The 17,870-nt window shown below is 53.2% G+C and carries 18 protein-coding genes; 5 read left to right on the forward strand and 13 right to left on the reverse strand.

Translation table 11 applies throughout. The features are described from left to right. The first annotated feature begins 52 nt into the window (after positions 1 to 52). Complete coding sequence (locus ACAW87_RS01985; protein WP_370721468.1) at positions 53 to 535, forward strand: MarR family winged helix-turn-helix transcriptional regulator; 483 nt, start codon at positions 53 to 55, stop codon at positions 533 to 535. Positions 536 to 641: 106 nt separating this feature from the next. Here ACAW87_RS01985 and ACAW87_RS01990 read toward each other — a convergent pair whose 3' ends face one another. The 3 genes from ACAW87_RS01990 to ACAW87_RS02000 form a co-directional block, all read right to left on the reverse strand. Continuing rightward, positions 642 to 1,511, reverse strand: coding sequence for a geranylgeranylglycerol-phosphate geranylgeranyltransferase (locus ACAW87_RS01990; protein ID WP_370721469.1), 870 nt, complete (start codon positions 1,509 to 1,511; stop codon positions 642 to 644). 201 nt (positions 1,512 to 1,712) lie between these two features. Next, positions 1,713 to 2,558, reverse strand: coding sequence for a hypothetical protein (locus tag ACAW87_RS01995; RefSeq protein WP_370721470.1), 846 nt, complete (start codon positions 2,556 to 2,558; stop codon positions 1,713 to 1,715). Positions 2,559 to 2,838: 280 nt separating this feature from the next. Continuing rightward, entirely contained in the window at positions 2,839 to 4,311 is a 1,473-nt protein-coding gene (locus ACAW87_RS02000) for an amidohydrolase (protein WP_370721471.1), read from the reverse strand. A gap of 252 nt (positions 4,312 to 4,563) precedes the next feature. On the opposite strand from ACAW87_RS02000, the gene ACAW87_RS02005 reads away from it, so the two are divergent. The 3 genes from ACAW87_RS02005 to ACAW87_RS02015 all read left to right on the forward strand — a co-directional run bounded on the left by ACAW87_RS02005 (position 4,564) and on the right by ACAW87_RS02015 (position 7,090). Next, positions 4,564 to 5,532, forward strand: coding sequence for an HNH endonuclease (locus ACAW87_RS02005; RefSeq protein WP_370721472.1), 969 nt, complete (start codon positions 4,564 to 4,566; stop codon positions 5,530 to 5,532). A 349-nt stretch (positions 5,533 to 5,881) separates the two neighbouring features. Then, positions 5,882 to 6,655 (forward strand): hypothetical protein, encoded by a 774-nt coding sequence (locus ACAW87_RS02010; protein WP_370721473.1) that lies wholly within the window; start codon positions 5,882 to 5,884, stop codon positions 6,653 to 6,655. 126 nt (positions 6,656 to 6,781) lie between these two features. Then, a complete protein-coding gene (locus ACAW87_RS02015) occupies positions 6,782 to 7,090 on the forward strand; it encodes a hypothetical protein (protein WP_370721474.1) in 309 nt (102 codons plus the stop codon). A 13-nt stretch (positions 7,091 to 7,103) separates the two neighbouring features. Here ACAW87_RS02015 and ACAW87_RS02020 read toward each other — a convergent pair whose 3' ends face one another. From ACAW87_RS02020 to lepA, 10 genes are all read right to left on the reverse strand, one after another. Next, entirely contained in the window at positions 7,104 to 7,418 is a 315-nt protein-coding gene (locus ACAW87_RS02020) for an AtuA-related protein (RefSeq protein ID WP_370721475.1), read from the reverse strand. After that, positions 7,415 to 8,737, reverse strand: a complete 1,323-nt coding sequence (locus ACAW87_RS02025) for an acyclic terpene utilization AtuA family protein (RefSeq protein ID WP_370721476.1) — start codon at positions 8,735 to 8,737, stop codon at positions 7,415 to 7,417. Before ACAW87_RS02025 ends, ACAW87_RS02020 begins: the two co-directional genes overlap by 4 nt. After that, positions 8,734 to 10,053 carry a CitMHS family transporter gene (locus ACAW87_RS02030; RefSeq protein WP_370721856.1) on the reverse strand — a complete coding sequence of 440 codons (1,320 nt, stop codon included), beginning with the start codon at positions 10,051 to 10,053 and terminating at the stop codon, positions 8,734 to 8,736. The genes ACAW87_RS02025 and ACAW87_RS02030 overlap by 4 nt, the downstream gene beginning before the upstream one ends. A gap of 8 nt (positions 10,054 to 10,061) precedes the next feature. Further along, a complete protein-coding gene (locus tag ACAW87_RS02035) occupies positions 10,062 to 10,952 on the reverse strand; it encodes an alpha/beta hydrolase (protein ID WP_370721477.1) in 891 nt (296 codons plus the stop codon). A 224-nt stretch (positions 10,953 to 11,176) separates the two neighbouring features. Continuing rightward, positions 11,177 to 12,262 (reverse strand): M20/M25/M40 family metallo-hydrolase, encoded by a 1,086-nt coding sequence (locus ACAW87_RS02040; protein WP_370721478.1) that lies wholly within the window; start codon positions 12,260 to 12,262, stop codon positions 11,177 to 11,179. Positions 12,263 to 12,379: 117 nt separating this feature from the next. After that, positions 12,380 to 13,483, reverse strand: coding sequence for a glycosyltransferase family 4 protein (locus ACAW87_RS02045; protein WP_370721479.1), 1,104 nt, complete (start codon positions 13,481 to 13,483; stop codon positions 12,380 to 12,382). 54 nt (positions 13,484 to 13,537) lie between these two features. After that, positions 13,538 to 14,545, reverse strand: a complete 1,008-nt coding sequence (locus tag ACAW87_RS02050) for a glycosyltransferase family 2 protein (RefSeq protein WP_370721480.1) — start codon at positions 14,543 to 14,545, stop codon at positions 13,538 to 13,540. Positions 14,546 to 14,660: 115 nt separating this feature from the next. Next, a complete protein-coding gene (locus ACAW87_RS02055; protein ID WP_370721481.1) occupies positions 14,661 to 15,050 on the reverse strand; it encodes an aspartyl protease family protein in 390 nt (129 codons plus the stop codon). Further along, entirely contained in the window at positions 15,047 to 15,307 is a 261-nt protein-coding gene (locus tag ACAW87_RS02060) for a hypothetical protein (protein WP_370721482.1), read from the reverse strand. Before ACAW87_RS02060 ends, ACAW87_RS02055 begins: the two co-directional genes overlap by 4 nt. A 7-nt stretch (positions 15,308 to 15,314) precedes the next feature. Beyond that, positions 15,315 to 17,102 carry a translation elongation factor 4 gene (lepA, locus tag ACAW87_RS02065; RefSeq protein ID WP_370721483.1) on the reverse strand — a complete coding sequence of 596 codons (1,788 nt, stop codon included), beginning with the start codon at positions 17,100 to 17,102 and terminating at the stop codon, positions 15,315 to 15,317. A 261-nt stretch (positions 17,103 to 17,363) separates the two neighbouring features. On the opposite strand from lepA, the gene ACAW87_RS02070 reads away from it, so the two are divergent. Continuing rightward, a complete protein-coding gene (locus tag ACAW87_RS02070) occupies positions 17,364 to 17,807 on the forward strand; it encodes a YkvA family protein (RefSeq protein WP_370721484.1) in 444 nt (147 codons plus the stop codon). Positions 17,808 to 17,870 lie beyond the last annotated feature (63 nt).

The following is a 17,870-nucleotide window of genomic DNA, read 5'->3' on the forward strand; positions in this document are numbered from 1 at the left end:
GTGTATTAAATAATGATTAATCTATTTGCGAGCCTCAACCAGTTGCCAATCCATGAAACCAGCAGATACTACGCTCTTCACCTTCGATTTATTCCGGGAGATTCGGGGCCGCTCGATGGGGCGACTTGCGTGGCGGCTGAAACGTTTTCTGGACGAGTTCATGGAGCCCCGGCTGCATCAGCGTGGCTTTACTGATTTTAAGCTCAGCTACCTGCGCCTGATGGCCAACATCGAGGAGAACGGCATTACCAACAACGAACTGGCACGCAAGGCCGACGTCACCAAGCAGATGATGAGCAAGGTGGTCAGTTTGCTGGAAACGCAGGGGTACATCTACACGAAAAAAGACGAAACCGATTCACGCGCCAGCCGGATCTTCCTGAACGAACGTGGTTTTGAATTGCTGATGGCCGTACATGCCTGTATGGAAGAAGCGCATACCCATTTCAAAGGCATCATTGGCCCCGACCGCTTCAACCGCCTCATCGACGACATGAAAGACCTGGTCAACGGCCTGGACGGGGGAGACTGCTAGGGGAATCACGATTGACGAGTTACGATGTACGATTTGCGCTGCCTAAGAAACCTTGTTGTAGAACAGCAGCGCAAATCGTACATCGTAACTCGTCAATCGTAATTCCTCAGGCCCACACCATGGTCAGTACGCCCATGAGCATGATGAGTTTGCAGAGGTTGCTGAGGTAGCTGTATTCGCGGCGGGTGTCGGCCATCACGAGGCGGTAAACCAGCCAGGAAACGGGTAGAAGCAACAGCATGAAAATCCAGCTTAGGCGGGCGTTATCCCAGGAATCGGCGGTGAGGAAGAGCGTCATGATAAACGCCGCGATGATCACGTAGAGCAGGTATTTGGTCCGACGGATGCCCCAGACGATTGGCAATGTGCGGCAACCGTAGCGGGCGTCGCCGCGTACATCTTCCATGTCTTTGATGACTTCGCGCACCACCGTAACCACAAACGCAAAGGCCGCGTACATTAGCAGCAGGTTTTCGTTCTGCTTGTAATACACCGCCATGACAATCAGCGACAGGGCCGTGAGAAACGACACTACCAGGTTGCCAATAAATGGTTGGCGTTTCAGGTTGGCCGAATAAAACCACAGCAGCGACACCGACAGCACATCGACGGCAAACACCCAACGGCTGAGTAACAACCCCAGCAAACAGCCGATCACGTTCAGCACCTGATGCGCCGTAATAGCCCACCGCCGTTTCAAATATCGCCCGATAATCACCCGCTCGGGCTTATTGACGATATCGATTTTCACGTCGAAATAATCATTGATGATATAGCCCGCCGCCGCAATGCAAACCGTCGACAGGGTGAGAATGATCATACGCCCATCGAGCAAAAGCTGTGGCCAATCTTCGCGGGGACCAATCAGGGCGATCCTGGCCAGGTATTGCGTACCCACCACGATCAACAGGTTCTGCACCCGAATCAGGCGTAGAAATCCTTTGACGTAATCGAGCGTGGTTATGGTACGTGTCATGGGTTGTTCTAAGAGTCGCAAGTCTGCTACGGCCTTTACCTGACCCCCGGCCCCTCTCCTTGAAATAAGGAGAGGGGAGCAATGCGCTGCCAATTACTTACTCTGATTGATGGGCCGAGCACCCCCCTCTCCTTATTTCAAGGAGAGGGGCCGGGGGTGAGGTAAAGCCGAGGGAACTTCCGAGTCATGGCGGTACATCCATTATGACTCGTCAACTTTTTCAGACCTCCGTACAAACTTAAAGCTCCCGGCGTTATAAACAGGAATGTAGCCAAAGTCTATAGTATTACTTTCATTGAGCGGTACGGGGAGTCGGTCAGGTACGTAGCGAATCCCTTCGTCGGGACGTAGCCAAAACTGTTGCGGATCAGTGTGACCCGTTTGCTCGAAACCCAGTTTGCGGTAGCTCGCCCCGTCCGACCAGTCGCGATCGGCGTAGGTCATCAGATCATCGGCGGGGTGGTTGGTCAGGTAGGCTTTGATTAGTTTGTCCAGCCCGCCAACAACCGTAGTGCCGATTCGACTCGCCATGCGTACCAGTTCGGCCGATCGATAGGGCAAGCCATTGCGTTGCTGAGTACGTGGTTGGGCAAAGGTGGCTACCGCCAGCAATAGTTCTCCGTCAGGCCGCTCGCTCAGGTACGTGTCTGACTCGTTGGCCGGGGGCAACACGCGGTAGTAGCGTTCGGGCAGGAAAAGGCCATAACGTACTTTTCCGGGTAGTGATGCCTGCAAATGATGCTCGTCGAGAAAGGCTACGGCCGTGGCTTTATCGATACGACGTACCTGCGTGAGTCGCCCCGGAACACGGACGGATTGCCCCTGTAACGCCGCCAGTCGTGACGCTACTACGGCTGGTTTTTGCTGTTCAACGTCTTCCCAGAGATGGATGATGCGCTCACCCCGCGTCGCAAACTCATCCGTCAGATCTCGAAAGAAGAACCTGAAATCCCGTTCCCGACAAAGCGCCGCATACGTACCCAGGTCAATCCGGTGCAGATGCAAGCCCGGTTTCAGGTACGTTAGCGTGAAGGGGGTGTGGGGCATGGGGGTGAAGGGTGAAGGGTGAGGGTGAGGGGTGAAGGGTGAGGGGTGAGAGGTGAGAGGTGAGGGGTGAGAGGTGAGGGGCGAGGGGTGAGAGGCAAAGGGCGAAGGGCGAGGGGTGTTGCTTCGCGAAGATAGTCAGGCGCCAGCAGGCACCCTTTGGGTGGTTCGACATTGCGGGGGGGGGCTGCTCTCGCGAAGCAACACCCTTCACCCCTCGCCCTTCGCCCTTTGCCTCTCACCCCTCGCCCTTCACCCTTCGCCCCTCGCCCCTCACCCTTCACTACTTCCTGTAATCCAGCGCGGGTTTGCGGTCGCCCAATAACGCTTCGTATTTGAAATTGGCACCGCGTTTCTGTACCCATTCAGCGCGGGCTTTCTCGATTAAGTTGGGGGTGGTGAACAGATCAAGCGCGGTGAGGGCCAGCGTTTTGGCCGCTACGATCATCCCTTTCTGCCCAATGCTCATGCCGCTGGCGGCCGTCGATTGCCAGCTATGGGCCGACGAACCCGGTACCCAGGTGGCCGTTTGCAAGCCAACGGTCGGTACTGTCCAGCTTACGTCGCCCACGTCGGTAGAGCCGCCACTGGTAGCGCTTTCTGACGCATCGCGGAAGTCTTTCACGAGCGCGGCGTTGGTTACCGGCACACGCTGCTCTTCGGGAAACGTATTTCTGATTGTCGTGGCAAAGGCGGTTTCTTCCGGCGTGTAGTTGATGCCGCCCACGGTTTTCAGGTTATTGTGCATCACCTCGGCCAGCGTCACGTTGGGCAGCAGGTTAAACACGCCACCCAATACTTCCCACTCCACTTTGGTGCCCGTTCCTTTCGCGGCTCCTTCGGCGGCGTTTTCGATCCGTTTCCACACACTTTGCAGAATGTCACGGTCTTTGTGGCGGGCGTAGTAATACACTTCGGCAAAGGCGGGTACTACGTTGGGAGCCTCGCCGCCTTTCGTGATCACGTAGTGAATGCGGGTATCCTGCGGTACGTGTTCGCGCATCATGTTCACCATCATGTTCATTGCCTCAACGCCATCGAGTGCCGACCGACCGCGTTCAGGCGACGCGGCGGCGTGGGCGGCAATGCCCCGAAACCGGAACTTGGCGTTCTTGTTGGCCAGCGACGTACCTGCGTCGGCAGCGTTCTGCGAGCCGGGATGCCAGTGCAATACCACATCGACATCGTTGAACAGCCCTTCGCGCACCATATACACCTTACCCGCGCCACCCTCTTCGGCCGGACAACCGTAAATCTTCACCGTACCGGCATGACCGGCTTTCAACCAGTTTTTTACCTCGATTGCTGCCGCTACTGAGGCCGTCCCGAACAGATTGTGCCCGCAGCCGTGACCGCCTTTTTGGCCGGCAATGGGCGTAAAATCGGGCTTCGCTTCGGTAGCCAGGCCGGGCAGCGCATCATATTCACCCAGAATACCAATAACGGGTTTGCCCGCGCCGTAGGTGGCCACAAACGCGGTGGGAATACCGGCTACGCCCGCCTTCACGTCGAAGCCTTCTTTCTTTAGCTGTTCCTGAAGCAGCAACGAGCTTTTTTCTTCCTGATAACCCAGTTCGGCAAAGTCCCAGATCTGTTTGGAGATACCCGCGTATTCAGGCATCCGCTTATCAAGGCTAGCGATGATGGCCTGCTTGTCACGATCGGCAGGATTGGCGGCGATTTTTGTGTTTTTTTTGGACTGCCCAAACGCTAGTACGGGTAACAGTAAGGCGGTAGTAAGGAGTTGTTTAATCATGGTACAGGTTGTGTGATGAGATTTGGGTACGGACTGTCCTGCTTCGCGTGCGGCGTAGAGACGCAAGATTTTGCCGCACCGGCGGACCGGTCTCTACACATGCGTCAGCAATACAAACGCGTCAGCAATAACGATCAGCCCTAAAAATAGGGAAAATGTAGGCGTATGCTACCGTAGCCTGTTCAGATCGCCTGTACAGATGATTGCCGTATGCGCCAATACGTTAACTTGATGGCGAAATACGCTCACGTTATGCCTAGTCCGATTGATCAGGAACGCCTTGCCGTTTACGCCCGGAAATTCACGAAGTTGAAACGGGGCGGCACGCAATACGGGCCAGCACCCCACAAACCCGTTTTTCTGCTGACGCTGATAGACCTGATCGATAAGCAGTTTATTACTGAAAACCGAATCGGCGTGTCGCCGGAACTGGTGGCTACGTTCAAAGAGAATTTTGCGCTGCTGGTGAACACAGCCAATCAGGACGATTTTACGCAGCCGTTCTTCTACCTGAAAAACGAAGGATTCTGGTTTTTGCAGCCTAACCCCGGTTTCCTGCTCGACACTTATATCCGCAGCGTACAAACGCTGAGCGACCGGTTGGCATACGCCTGTTTCGCCGATGAACTGTACACGCTGCTGCTAGACACACAGGCCCGAACGTACCTGAAAACGCTGTTGCTCGACACGTACTTCCCCGCCACGAAGGCAACGTACCTGAGCCTGAAAACTGCCGGACGAAGCTACGTGCAGGATATGGCAACGTACCTGCTAAACGAGAAGGTCGCCCCTTACCAAACCACCCTGTCACTCACCACCAACGATGACGAAACGCGTTTTGTACGCGGTGGCCTATTCAAAAAGCTGGTGCCGAAAGTCTATGATTTTACCTGTGCCATTTCAGGCCTGAAAGTCATTGCAACAGATGGTGCTACGCTGGTCGAAGCCTGCCACATCATCCCGATCAGCGTCTCCGGCGACGACCGCGTCACCAACGGTATTGCCCTGTGCCCAACCCTGCACACCGCCTTCGACCGGGGCATGATCGGCGTAGACGACCGTTTCCGCGTCCTCGTCTCCCCCGCCATCGCCGAAAACCCCACCAGCCCCTACAACCTCCGCCAGTTCCACAACCAACCCCTCCGCCTCCCCTTCGGCGACCTGCACTACCCCAACCGAGAAGCCTTCGCATGGCATTTACGGGAGCGGTTTAGGGGGTAGGCTAGGAAAGGTTTGTCATAACATAATAGCCTATCGCATACTTAACAGACGTAACCCCGCCCGACTCGTTGTCCCATCGGGACCATCAGGTACATTCCACAAAGTAGGTCTGGTTTTCGATGTCTTCCTAGCGACAAACCACGAATAGTCTATGGTTTGAAAGATGTACGCTGGTTGTACCATCACCAACGCACCACACGGTTGATGGTAGTGATAACGTCGGCTTCGGTGTTGAAGCGGCCGAGGCGCAGGCAGGTAACGGCTAATAAATTTCGAGGGCCTGATATATAGGTAGATGCCTGTTTTAAGTTACCATACTGAAACGGTTTATAAACCAACGATCGCCCGTATGAAAGCCTTACCCTTACTCCTGACTGTGGGGTTGTCCTGCACATTGCTCGCTGTTCCTTCGGCGCGGTTGGTAGCTCAACAGAAAACAGACAAACAACCTGATGGCCTGGAGAAAACGAACCCTGTTGCAGCGCCGGACTTTACGACCATCAGTAAGCTGACGTGCGGACAAACGACTGACCAAGCCATCAGATCGCTCCTGGGTAAGCCCGTTTCTATTGCCTCTACTGGCGAGTCGACCGAGTGGGCCTACCGTTTCGATAAGCTGAACATACGCGTTCAGTTTGATGCTCAAAACAAGTTGACCTCTTGTCTATACCAGCAATACGACCGAAACTCGTCTGCTCTCGATGTGCGGAATATAAAGTCGATTCGGGTTGGCAGTAACGCGGCTGACCTTGTCCGTTTACTGGGCGAGCCAACGTACCTGTCCATGTCGGCATCTGGTATGGAGATGGCTTATGTCAATGCGCCCGATCAAACCAAACTTCAGGTTATTCTTTCCGGTAAAGATGGTTTTACGGTGACAGATTACCAGTTCTCGGTAACTGCCCAACGGCCACTGGTCATCGACTCGGATAAACTGACAAACATCAAAAAAGGCCAAACGACCTTATCTGATGTGGCTGCTATTTTGGGTGAGCCTACCCAAAAAACAATCAATAAATCAGCCGAAAGCTGGTACTACGAGTCAGCTGATTCCCGGTTGTTTTTGCGCTTTAACCGGGATCAGACCTCAACGGTAGTTGCCTATCAATACGATCAGAAATAGACCAGCAAGCACACTGTTGTTGGTTCGTACTGGTAAGCTTACGCCAACGAAGAGAAAAATCAAACCTACGCTTAAACACATTGCCGGGTGCGTTGTCATAGCTGGACAAACGAAACGTCTACGGCTATGAAAACGATTACGATTGATTTGAAATCTTTTTGCTTTGGCGTGATGGCTATGGGCGCGGTTTTATTAATGGCTAACAAACCCGCCAGTCAGCCACAGCCCGAACCGGTAGAACAGCTGGTGGCAGAGCCGAGGCCATGCGAAGACCAGCGCCGTTATCAGGCACTGTACCTCGAATCACGCCTGATTATCCTCGACACACAAACCGGGCGATTTCTGCGCGAAGGCAGCGTCAAGCTTCGTTTCACCAGCAACGGTTTCGAGGAGATCTATCAGCAGCAGGAACAGCTACAACAGCAGAAGCGATAGTACCATCAGGGCTTCAGTGCCTGGTTATGCTCATTTCGAGCAGGGCGAAGCTTAAGCTCTTTCCGTGTGTATCCATGGTGAGCGAAGTTGTTACCCCACCGGTCAGTGCCTGCTGGCAAACAAACTGAAGCGCGGGTAAATGGGGTAACTCGTAGCGCGTAACCTCTCCAGACACAATATCGGCCAGGTGCAGCCTGACGGCTTCGGCCGTAACCTGGGCACAAAGCAGCGGATAATCGGCTTCCCGGTACGGAATGAGCGAAAGGGTGAGCGTGTTCCCCTTGTCGCCAGCCCTGCTATGCGCAATGTCGTAGAGCTTGATGATCATGATTGAAAAAAGGTTACCTGAGGCGTCGTTTGATCCCGGTCGATCAGCGTCGAGACGATGCCAACCAGTTCGTGGATGTACTTCCGGGCACCGCCTCCGCCAGCGGGACCGTTGGTGTAAAGGGCTTCAACCTCTTCGCCTACCAACGCGGCTTGTTGGGCAGTGGAGGCTCTGCCCGCCACCCGAATCCTGATTTCGTAAGGGTCGGGGTAATGACCGAAGTTGGTTCGATGGACCGATGTGCTGCCAATATAGTCGATGCGGAGGTCGGTGAACTGGTCGTGTAGTCGCTCTCGAATGATATCACCCGCCAGTTTAGCGCGGTTAAGGGCATTTGAGCCCGCGTACGAGATTTCGCCTTCGCCAATGAATCCAGCTTCGTATCCCACACTCACTTTCAGCGTATCGGGGCGTGGCTTTCCCCGCCCGCCTGTAGCGCGAACCTGATTGGGGCCTGTTTCTTCCAGACGTACCTGCGTGAAGTCGGCGATAATATCCGGGGTGAGGTAGCGACTGGGGTCCATCACTTCGTACAGGAGCTGCTCTTTGGCGGTTGCCACCGTTAGCAGACCGCCCGTACCGGCCACTTTGCCAAAAATAGCTGCTCCGTCGGCCGAGACATCGGCAAAGGGATGGCCCAGGCTGGCCAGGTCAGGTACGTTCTTGCGGCCGGGGTCGGCGAAATAGCCTCCCGTGAGCTGACCGGCACATTCCAGCAGGTGACCAACAACCGTACCCTGTCCCAAGCGATCGGAATCGTTCAGCGACCAGCCAAATTCATGAACCAGCGGGGCCAGAAACAACGAGGGGTCGGCCACACGACCCGTAATGATGATGTCGGCACCCGTAGCCAGCGCCGGAACAATAGCATCGGTTCCCAGGTAGGCATTTGCCGACACAAGCGTGCCCGAATCGGAAAGGGGTTTCCCTGTTTCCAGCGCCGTCTCTGAACCCGAAAGATGACTGAATACATCGTCGCCGGTAACGGCCGCCACCGTGACAGAGAGTGATAGCCGCCCGGCAATCTCCATAATTTTCTGAGCAGCAGCCAGGGGGTTTGCCGCACCCATGTTGGTAATCAGCCGTACTTTTTTTTCCAGTAAATGCGGCAACAGGCTGTCAATCCGGCGTTCCAGAAGGGGGTCGTAGCCTAGTGTGGCCTGTTGCCGTTTTCGTTTCTGGGCCAGCGCAATAGTACGTTCGGCCAAACATTCCAGCACCAGGTAGTCTAGTTCCCCCTGTTGCACCAGCACCAGGGCAGCCTCTAGCCGGTCGCCGGAAAAACCCGCCCCGCACCCAATTCGAACAGATGATTTCATAGGTGTATCGAGCCGGTCAGCAGGGCGGCCAGTGTCATAACCAGCGTGGTGCCAAAAGCCCATTTAAGAATGAAACGCTGGTGGTCGCCCAAATCTACTTCGGCCAAACCCACCAGCAAAAACGTCGACGCGGTGAGGGGACTGACCGGAAAACCGACCGTCATCTGGCCAAGCAAAGCAGCCCGGCCAATCTCCAGCGGGTCGATACCGAACTGCGTGGCGGTTTTACTCAGGATGGGAACAACTCCGAAGTAATAAGCATCGGGCGTGAAAAGGAGACTGGCGGGCAGGCTGGTGATCGCCGTCAGGGTAGGTAACCAGGCCGCGTGTTGCTGTGGAATGAGCGATACAACCGAGGTTGCCATGGCGTCGATCATTTGGGAGCCAGTCAGAATACCGGAGAAGACGCCAGCGGCAAAGATCATACTCGACACCATGAATATGTTGTTTCCGTGGCTTCTGAGCACTTTTTGCTGATCGGGGAGGCGGGGGTAATTGATGAGCAACGCCACAATAGCCGCCACAATGAACAGGGCCGGAGCCGGTACCCAGCCTTTCATCAGCGTGGTAATGAGGGTAACGGTTAGCAGCGCATTGATCCAGAACAGGCGGGGACGCCGAAACTGCCGCTGTTCCTGGGTCAAGCTATCCTGATGGATGTAGTTGAATTCACGAATACCAAGGCGTTTTCGTTCTTTAAGCCCAAACCAGTAGGCCACCAGCAACACCCAGCAAATGCCCGCTATGATGGCGGGAATATTGGGGTTGAACAGTTGGGTGGCGTCTGTTTTTAACGTCGAAATAGCGCGTGCCGAGGTACCTGACCAGGGCACCAGGTGCATCGGTCCAACGCTTAGCGCCACGATGCCGGGCAAAATGAGCCGGTCGATGTTTAACTGCCTGTAGATGGGGAGAAAAGCAGACATGACGATCATGAACGTTGCCGTGCCATCGCCATCCAGATGAACGGTCATGGTCAGGATGGCCGTTCCCAGAATCACCTTCAGCGGGTCGCCTTTCACAAAGCGGATGATGGTGGTAATGATTGGGTCGAACAGGCCAACGTCGAGCATCGTTCCGAAATAGAGCACCGCAAACATGAGCAGGATACCTGTCGGCGCAACCTGCTTGATACCCGTCAGAATCATTTCGCCCAGCTCTTTAGCCGAAAATCCGGCCAGCAAACCCATGACAACCGGTACTAGAACCAGCGCCGTAATGACCGATAATCGTTTAGTAATGATCAGCACCAGAAAAATAGCAATGGTGCCGAAGCCAAGTAAAGAGAGCATGATGGGTGCAGGTACGTTGTTGATCGATAGACCTAGTTTTGAGACAACACCTGACTGAAAAACAGCACCTGATAGGGTAACGAGTTCTGCCAGTATTCCCAGCTATGGCCGCCGGGCCGTTCGCTATAGTCATGGGGTGTTTGGTTGAATACCAGTCGGCGGTGCAATTCCCGATTCGGCTCGATCAGAAAATCATCTACGCCACAGTCGATGACCAGCTTTAGTCCATTCGTTTTCATCCGGTCGGCCATGCCAACCACCGAGTAGGCAGCCCACCCGTCGGGCGATTGGCTGAATGACCCAAGAATTTTCTCAAATTCCGCCTTAATGTTCTGGGTAGCATCGGGCGGTAACTTCCATGAGTTCATATCTGGATTCAGGGCTCCGCTCATGCTACCTGCGGCACAATACAAATCGGGGTGACGAGTAGCCAGGTAGAGCGCCCCGTAGCCACCCATCGAAAGCCCTGTAATAGCCCGGCCAGCACGGGTTGGTTTGGTGCGGTAGGTCTTGTCGATTTTGTCGATGACTTCTTTGGTCAGGTACGTATCAAACTGGCTGTCGCCGATAATGGGGCTATCGATGTAGTAGCTGAACACTTCCCCTTCGGGCATTGCGATGATCAGGTTATACTGGTCGGCTAGTCGCTGTATCAGCGTTTTATCGGGCGTTTTAGTGATCCAGTCGTCAAAGTGTCCGTAGCCACCGTGGAGGAGATAGAGGACTGGATACGTTGTTTTGGCTTTTCCTGTCGATGAATATGAGGCCGGTAGCACAACAACCGCACGCAGGTTTTTCTTCATCACTGCACTGGGAATGGCCAGGGTATCTACGCTGGCGGCATAGAGGGGGGATGATAGGAGCAGGTAAAAAAGGATAGCCAGTTTTAGCCAGGTAGCTCTACGGTCGGTCGGGTTAAGCATGTTCGGTTCGGGATGTTAGGAGGATGCCGGGCCAAAGCCAATAGGTCGCACACCAGCCTGTAAATCTAGATGGAAGTGGCGGAACAATGGAGGTTAACCAGTAAGGGTACTCAAGGTCGACTACTGATCATTCAGCTTATAATTCAAAAAGCCGCGCTCCAATGACAGAGCGCGGCTTTTTGATATACTTTCCAATAGCTTGGCCACAAATAGAGCACCGATATCTACTTGATGTATCTGAAATCTTCGTCGCCTTTTAGCGTCAGCAACACGTCGTACATGAGGCGGATCACAGACTGCACATCTTCCTGATGCACGGTTTCAACGGTGGTGTGCATGTACTTCAACGGCAGCGAAATCAGGGCGGAGGCTACCCCTTCGGCGGCGTAGGCAAACGCATCCGTATCGGTCCCCGTCGACCGGCTGACGGCCTGACGCTGGAACGGAATTTCGCTTTTGTTGGCCACGTCGATCATAAAATCGAGGAGGTTGTTCTGCACGGCGGGTCCGTAGCAAAGTACCGGGCCGCTGCCGCATTTAAGGTCGCCCTGCTCTTTCTTGTCGTATTTCGGCGACTGCGTATCGTGCGTTACGTCGGTACAAATGGCCAGATCGGGTTTCAGGCGGCGGGCAATCATTTCGGCACCGCGTAGCCCGATTTCTTCCTGCACGGCATTCACGATATACAGCGTGTAGGGCAACCGAACGCCGTTTTCTTTCAACTGACGGGCCACTTCGGCAATCATGAATCCACCCATCCGGTTATCGAGGGCGCGACCCACAAAATAGCGGCCGTTCATTTCCGTGAGGCCGTCCACAAACGTGCAAACGGTACCCACGTGAATGCCCATCGCCAACACTTCATCTTTGGTGGCTGCACCCACGTCGATAAACAAATCGGTCACTTTTGGGGCGGTATCTTTGGCGAGGTCGCGCACGTGAATGGCTGGCCAACCGAAAACGCCCTGTACCACGCCCTGCTTCGTGTGCAGGTTAACCCGCATCGAGGGTGCAATCAGGGCATCGGAACCACCATTGCGACGAACGAAAAGATAGCCATCGTCGGAGATGAAGTTCACGAACCACGAAATCTCATCGGAGTGGGCTTCAATAACAACCTTGTAGTCTTTCGTGGACGAATCGTCGGCACCATGAATAACACCCACCGCCGAGCCGTAGGTATCCACGATATATTCGTCGATATACGGTTTCAGGTAATCGAGCCAGAGCTGCTGCCCCGACGATTCAAAACCTGTTGGCGATGCGTTGTTCAGGTACTGGTAAAGAAAGGTTTTGCTATGCTCAGTCATAGGGGGGAGGGAGGGAGTGTTTGTGGTTTGTTGTCTGTGGTTTGTAGTCGCGCTGCTAACTCACCCGTTTCGAGAAGTAGCAGCGCAACTACAAACCACAGACAACAAACTATAAACCTAAACTATTCCTTCAAGCGTTTCGATCCAGCGTTTGGCTTCGGCTTGTTGGGTTTGGGTAGTAATGGCGGTTTGTAACTTTTGGCGATCGATCGGGGTTTGGCCGTTTTGAACGCGTAGCATGGCTTCGGCGAGGGCTTTGGGGTAAAACCCTTCTACCATTTCGCCCATGCCCGGCTTCACGAACTCTTTGATACCGCCCGAGTTGTAACCCACAATGGGTTTGCCAAGTACCGATGCTTCGCGCATCACAATAGGGTATGAATCTTCGCGCGAGGTCAGGCAAAAGCCATCACAGGCGTTGAAATAGCTGAAATACTGCGTCGATTGTTCGGTCAGGAAACGTACGTTGAGATTATACGTTTTAATGTATTGCTCCACGTAATAGGTCATGCCGGTTTTGCGGGCGGGTCCCATCCAGACAAATGGGGTGCCGGCAGGCATCTGACGAAGAATGTCCGGGATCATATCGAAACCCTTCCGGTTCGACCAGGCTCCCGACATCAGCCACACAAACTCATCGTCGCGAAAGCCCAGTTCTTTACGTACCTCTGCCCGGTCGCGCGTGGGTTTGATCTGCTCCACGTTGATCAGACCGTGCATGAGCACTACGTTTTTGTAGCCCATGTTTTCAAGGTTGTCGACCACCGTTTGTGAGGCCGTAAACAGCAGTTTGGCTCCATCGAGCATCTGCTTGAACTCGTCGTAACCACGCTCGTCGTACTCCTGAACCAACTCGTGAACGTGCAACACATACGGCTGCCCGAGCTTGATAGCCAGCAACGCGTATTCGGGCATGGCAATCGTGTTGATATACCACAAATCCGCTTTTTCGGTCTCGTGAGCCTTCTGCAGGTCTTTCAGGTGCGGAATGCTCCCGAAGAGTTTATGTACCGCCGTTTCGTAGAGTCGATAGCTAAACCGATCAGATTGCTGACTGACGTACAGGGGGCAGTTGAACTCGGCCAGATCGAGCTGACCGGCCCGGCGGCTGAACATGGCGTACCGACGGCTATCGCTTTTCGGCGCGTAATGCATGTAATTCAGCAGCGTCGTGACAGAGCCTGAGCGGTTAGCCACTGGTGTAATAAAGAGTAGTTTCATTGAAATCTGGCAGGCAGTTGGCAGTACAGCACGATGAGGACGTACCCGTAGCGATTAGACTTTGAAAAAATGAGTTTGGTTGAACAGGGTCTTCCAAAAGAAACGGGTAAATATACCGACTTGTTGGGCAAATGCCCGTTGGTTCTCCAATTCGCTCAGCAGGGGTTTGCCCTGTCGAAGGTTCACGCTCATTTTCCAGGCGTAGATAATGGGTACCAGCGTGATGTAGTGCAACATGAGCAGGAGGTACGCACCAACACCATATTGCTTCCGAATCCAGAGGAGGTTCGAGACCTGCATCTGGGTTTTGAATCGGTTGATATACGTTATTTCACGGGCCTGATAAGTAGGATCACTGCCGTATTCGAGATGCACGAAGAAGCCGTCACGAAGCACCAGCATCCGGCCTTGTTTCCCTAATCGCCAGCTCCATTCTACGTCTTCGCCATACATGAAAAAGCGTTCGTCGAGCATCCCTGCTTTCTCCACCGTGGTTCGCCGGGTCATCAGAAAAGCGCCAATGATCCAGTCGACCTGATTGGGATCGTCATATACCGTATCGGGAATCTGACGGTAAAGCCAGTTCTGTACTTTCGGATGAATGGGCAGAATGTAGAAAGGTCGCCGAATCTCGCCAAATCGGGTATACATCTGCGTGTGTACCTGACCCGCCCGGTTGATCTGCATGGCTCCCACGGCGGCCACATCGGCCTGTTCATCAAGGAGCTGCGAGCAACGGCCAATTAGATTATCGATCAGTAGCGTGTCGGAGTTGAGCAGCAGGTAGTTACGACCCAACGCCTGTTTCATGGCGTAATTATTGGCCCGCCCAAATCCGGCATTATACCCCATATCGAACCAACGTACCTGCGGAAAACTGGCTAGCGGAAACGCGGCACGTACCTGCGCCTCACTATCGTCGCCCGACTGATTATCGACAATAACGACCTCGAAGGTAATGCCCGACGTGTGCTCGAAAACAGAGTGCAGGCAATCGACAATCAATTGAGGAGTTTTGTAATTGACAATCAGGATGGAGAGGTCAAGTTGAGGCTCGGGCATCAGCAATAGAAATGAATTGGGGCGAATTGGTGAGGGGTGAATTGGTGAGGAGTGAAGCTCTGCCGAGTACAGTGATGGTGCCTGAGGGGAGCATCACCCTTTACCAATTCACCCTTCAAAGCAATGAAATCGTATGGTTTTTGAAATTGATTATTAACTCACTTTCCTTGAAGAAATCGAGCCCTAGTACACCGTCAATGTCAAAAATGACATTGTTGCCGATAAAATCATATGACGAGACTTCTACATTCCTTACTGTTTTGCCTAAAGCAGTCAGTTGGTCTATTCGGAAAACATAAGCATTGATTGGCCCTTTGGCAGTCTCAAACTCTACTGTTCTCACGACCTTTGAAAGATCGTATCCATTCAGTAGCATGAGGGTCAAGTCAATGACTGTGTGCGTTGCTCCTGTATCCAATGCAAGAGTAAGGTCAGACCGGCCAATCTGTGCATCTATTCGGATTAGGCTGTCTGCGTCATCAAGCGAGAATTTGAACGAATTCATAGCCAAAACCGGCGATTTTTGATCGCTTCACCCGTGAACACGCAGGTGAAGCGATCAACAGTACGCGTAAGTTCCTTAGCTTTATAAGCAATCTCACGCTTGTCTTTGCTATGGTACAATACAACACCACTCTGAAGTTTGCTAATTACAGAACCAACTGTACCTGCATCGGTAAGTATAGGATTGCCCACTAGTACCCATTGTTCAGGGTAAGCATCCCGGATTTGATCGATAGTAAGCGCTTCCATAAATTTCATTTATTACTTAGTTAATCTTCAACACCGCCATAAAAGCTTCCTGTGGAATTTCGACGTTACCGACTTGACGCATCCGTTTCTTGCCTTTTTTCTGCTTGTCGAGCAGTTTCCGTTTCCGGGAAATATCACCGCCGTAACATTTGGCCAGTACGTCTTTGCGCAGTGCGCTCAGGGTTTCGCGGGCAATGATTTTCTGACCAATTGCCGCCTGAATAGCAATCTCGAACTGTTGGCGGGGAATCAACTCACGAAGTTTCTCACACAATTTCTTACCCCACTCATACGATTTCGATCGGTGAACAATAGCCGAAAGTGCATCGACTTTGTCGCCGTTGAGCATCACGTCCAGCTTCACCATGTCTGACTCCCGGTTGTCCATGAACTCATAGTCGAGGGAAGCGTAGCCGCGCGAAATGGTCTTGAGCTTGTCGAAGAAATCGAATACGACTTCGGCCAGCGGCATTTCAAATTGCAGCTCTACCCGGTCGGCAGTGAGGTACACCTGATTTTTCAGGATACTCCGCTTATCCATGCACAGGCCCATGATGCCTCCCACGTAATCGGCTTTGGTAATGATTTGCGCCTTGATAAAAGGCTCCTCGATGTACTTGATCTGGTTGGGCTCGGGCATTTCGGCCGGGGCCGACACCTGAAACAACTCATCCTTGGTGTTCATCACCTCGAACCGTACCGAGGGCACCGTAGTGATCACCGTCATGTCGAACTCGCGCTCGAGGCGTTCCTGCACAATCTCCATGTGGAGCATACCCAGGAAACCGCAACGGAAACCGAAGCCCAGGGCCGCCGATGTTTCGGGTTCCCAAACCAGCGCGGCATCGTTGAGTTGCAGTTTCTCCATCGCTTCGCGCAGGTCCTCAAACTCACTGGTTTCAACCGGATAAATGCCGGCAAATACCATTGGTTTTACCTCCGAGAAACCCTGAATGGCCACTTCGGCCGGATCGTCGAACGTGGTAATGGTATCGCCGACTTTTACTTCTTTGGCTACCTTAATACCCGAGATCAGGTACCCTACGTCGCCGCATTCGATAGCATCTTTGGGTTCCTGCGTGAGACGGAGCGTTCCGATTTCATCAGCAAAATACTCCTTGCCGGTGTTCATGAACTTTACTTTCTGTCCTTTGCGAATCCGGCCGTCTTTTACCCGGAAAATAACTTCAATGCCCCGGTAGGAGTTAAAATGTGAATCGAAGATAAGGGCTTGCAGGGGCGCGTCGGGGTTGCCTTTTGGGGGCGGAATACGCTCGACAATGGCGGCCAGAATTTCGGGAACGCCAATGCCTTCTTTACCGGAAGCCGGAATGATGTCGTCCCGCTCACAGGCGAGGAGATCCACCATTTCGTCTTTAATCTCTTCGGGCCGGGCACCGGGCAGGTCGATCTTGTTCAGCACCGGAATAATGACCAGGTCGTTGTTCAGGGCCAGATACAGGTTCGAGATTGTCTGCGCTTCGGTTCCCTGCGAGGCATCGACCAGCAGCAGCGCACCCTCACAGGCGGCAATGGAGCGGGATACTTCGTAGCTAAAGTCAACGTGGCCGGGGGTATCAATCAGGTTCAGCGTGTACTTTTCGCCCTTGTACATGTAATCCATCTGAATGGCGTGGCTCTTGATAGTGATGCCGCGTTCACGCTCCAGGTCCATGTTGTCGAGCAATTGGGCCTGCATATCACGGGCACCAACGGTATGGGTAAACTCCAGCAGGCGGTCGGCAAGGGTACTTTTACCGTGGTCGATGTGGGCGATAATGCAGAAATTGCGAATATGTTTCACGTTGAAAAAACGGGGGTTGTGTCTTTCGTTTAAACCACAAAAGTACGCAAAAAACTTCGGCGGCGGTCTGTCATCGGTGGCCCGCCATTCTGTTGGCTTACGCTATCGGTAAGAACTAAAAGCCTCGGTCAACCGCCGGGAACGTACCTGAACCGTTTAACCGGTTGCTGGATTGAAACAGACTTTTTTATAAATAAATCTGTTATACCCATGATCTGCGTAGGTAACGCAGACGAACCAACAAAAACAAGTTAGTTGTCGATGGCAAAACGTAGTTTGATTGCTCAGATTCTCTCGTCTATTTTCTTTCGTCGCTCAACGGCTCGCGCGGGCCGTTATGCCCGTAACGGATTCAGTATGTTGGCCTTGATTAAGGAGGCACTGGGCAAAAGTAATTCGGTGAAAGGCGAAGAGGGCATTGGTTTTCGTGAGAAAATTGGTCTGCTGAGCCGTTTGGTGAAGGCGTATGTAGCGGGCGAGTACCGTCAGTTACCGACGAAGACACTGATTTCAACACTGGCTGCACTGATCTATTTTGTGTCGCCACTTGATTTCATTCCCGACATTCTACCGATTGTAGGGTTTGCCGATGATATTGCGCTGATGGTTTGGCTGTTTAACTCACTGAATGCCGATCTGGAAAATTTCCGCGATTGGGAGCAGCAGCAGCAACGGGCCACCGGCAAGATTATTGATTTGAAATAAGGGTATAACCTACCCCTGTGTTGCCTTTTTTACCTTTATTTTAATGGCTTCTTCACAAGCTAG

It is taken from the genome of Fibrella aquatica, assembly GCF_041321135.1.
GTDB classification, from domain to species: Bacteria; Bacteroidota; Bacteroidia; order Cytophagales; family Spirosomataceae; genus Fibrella; species Fibrella aquatica.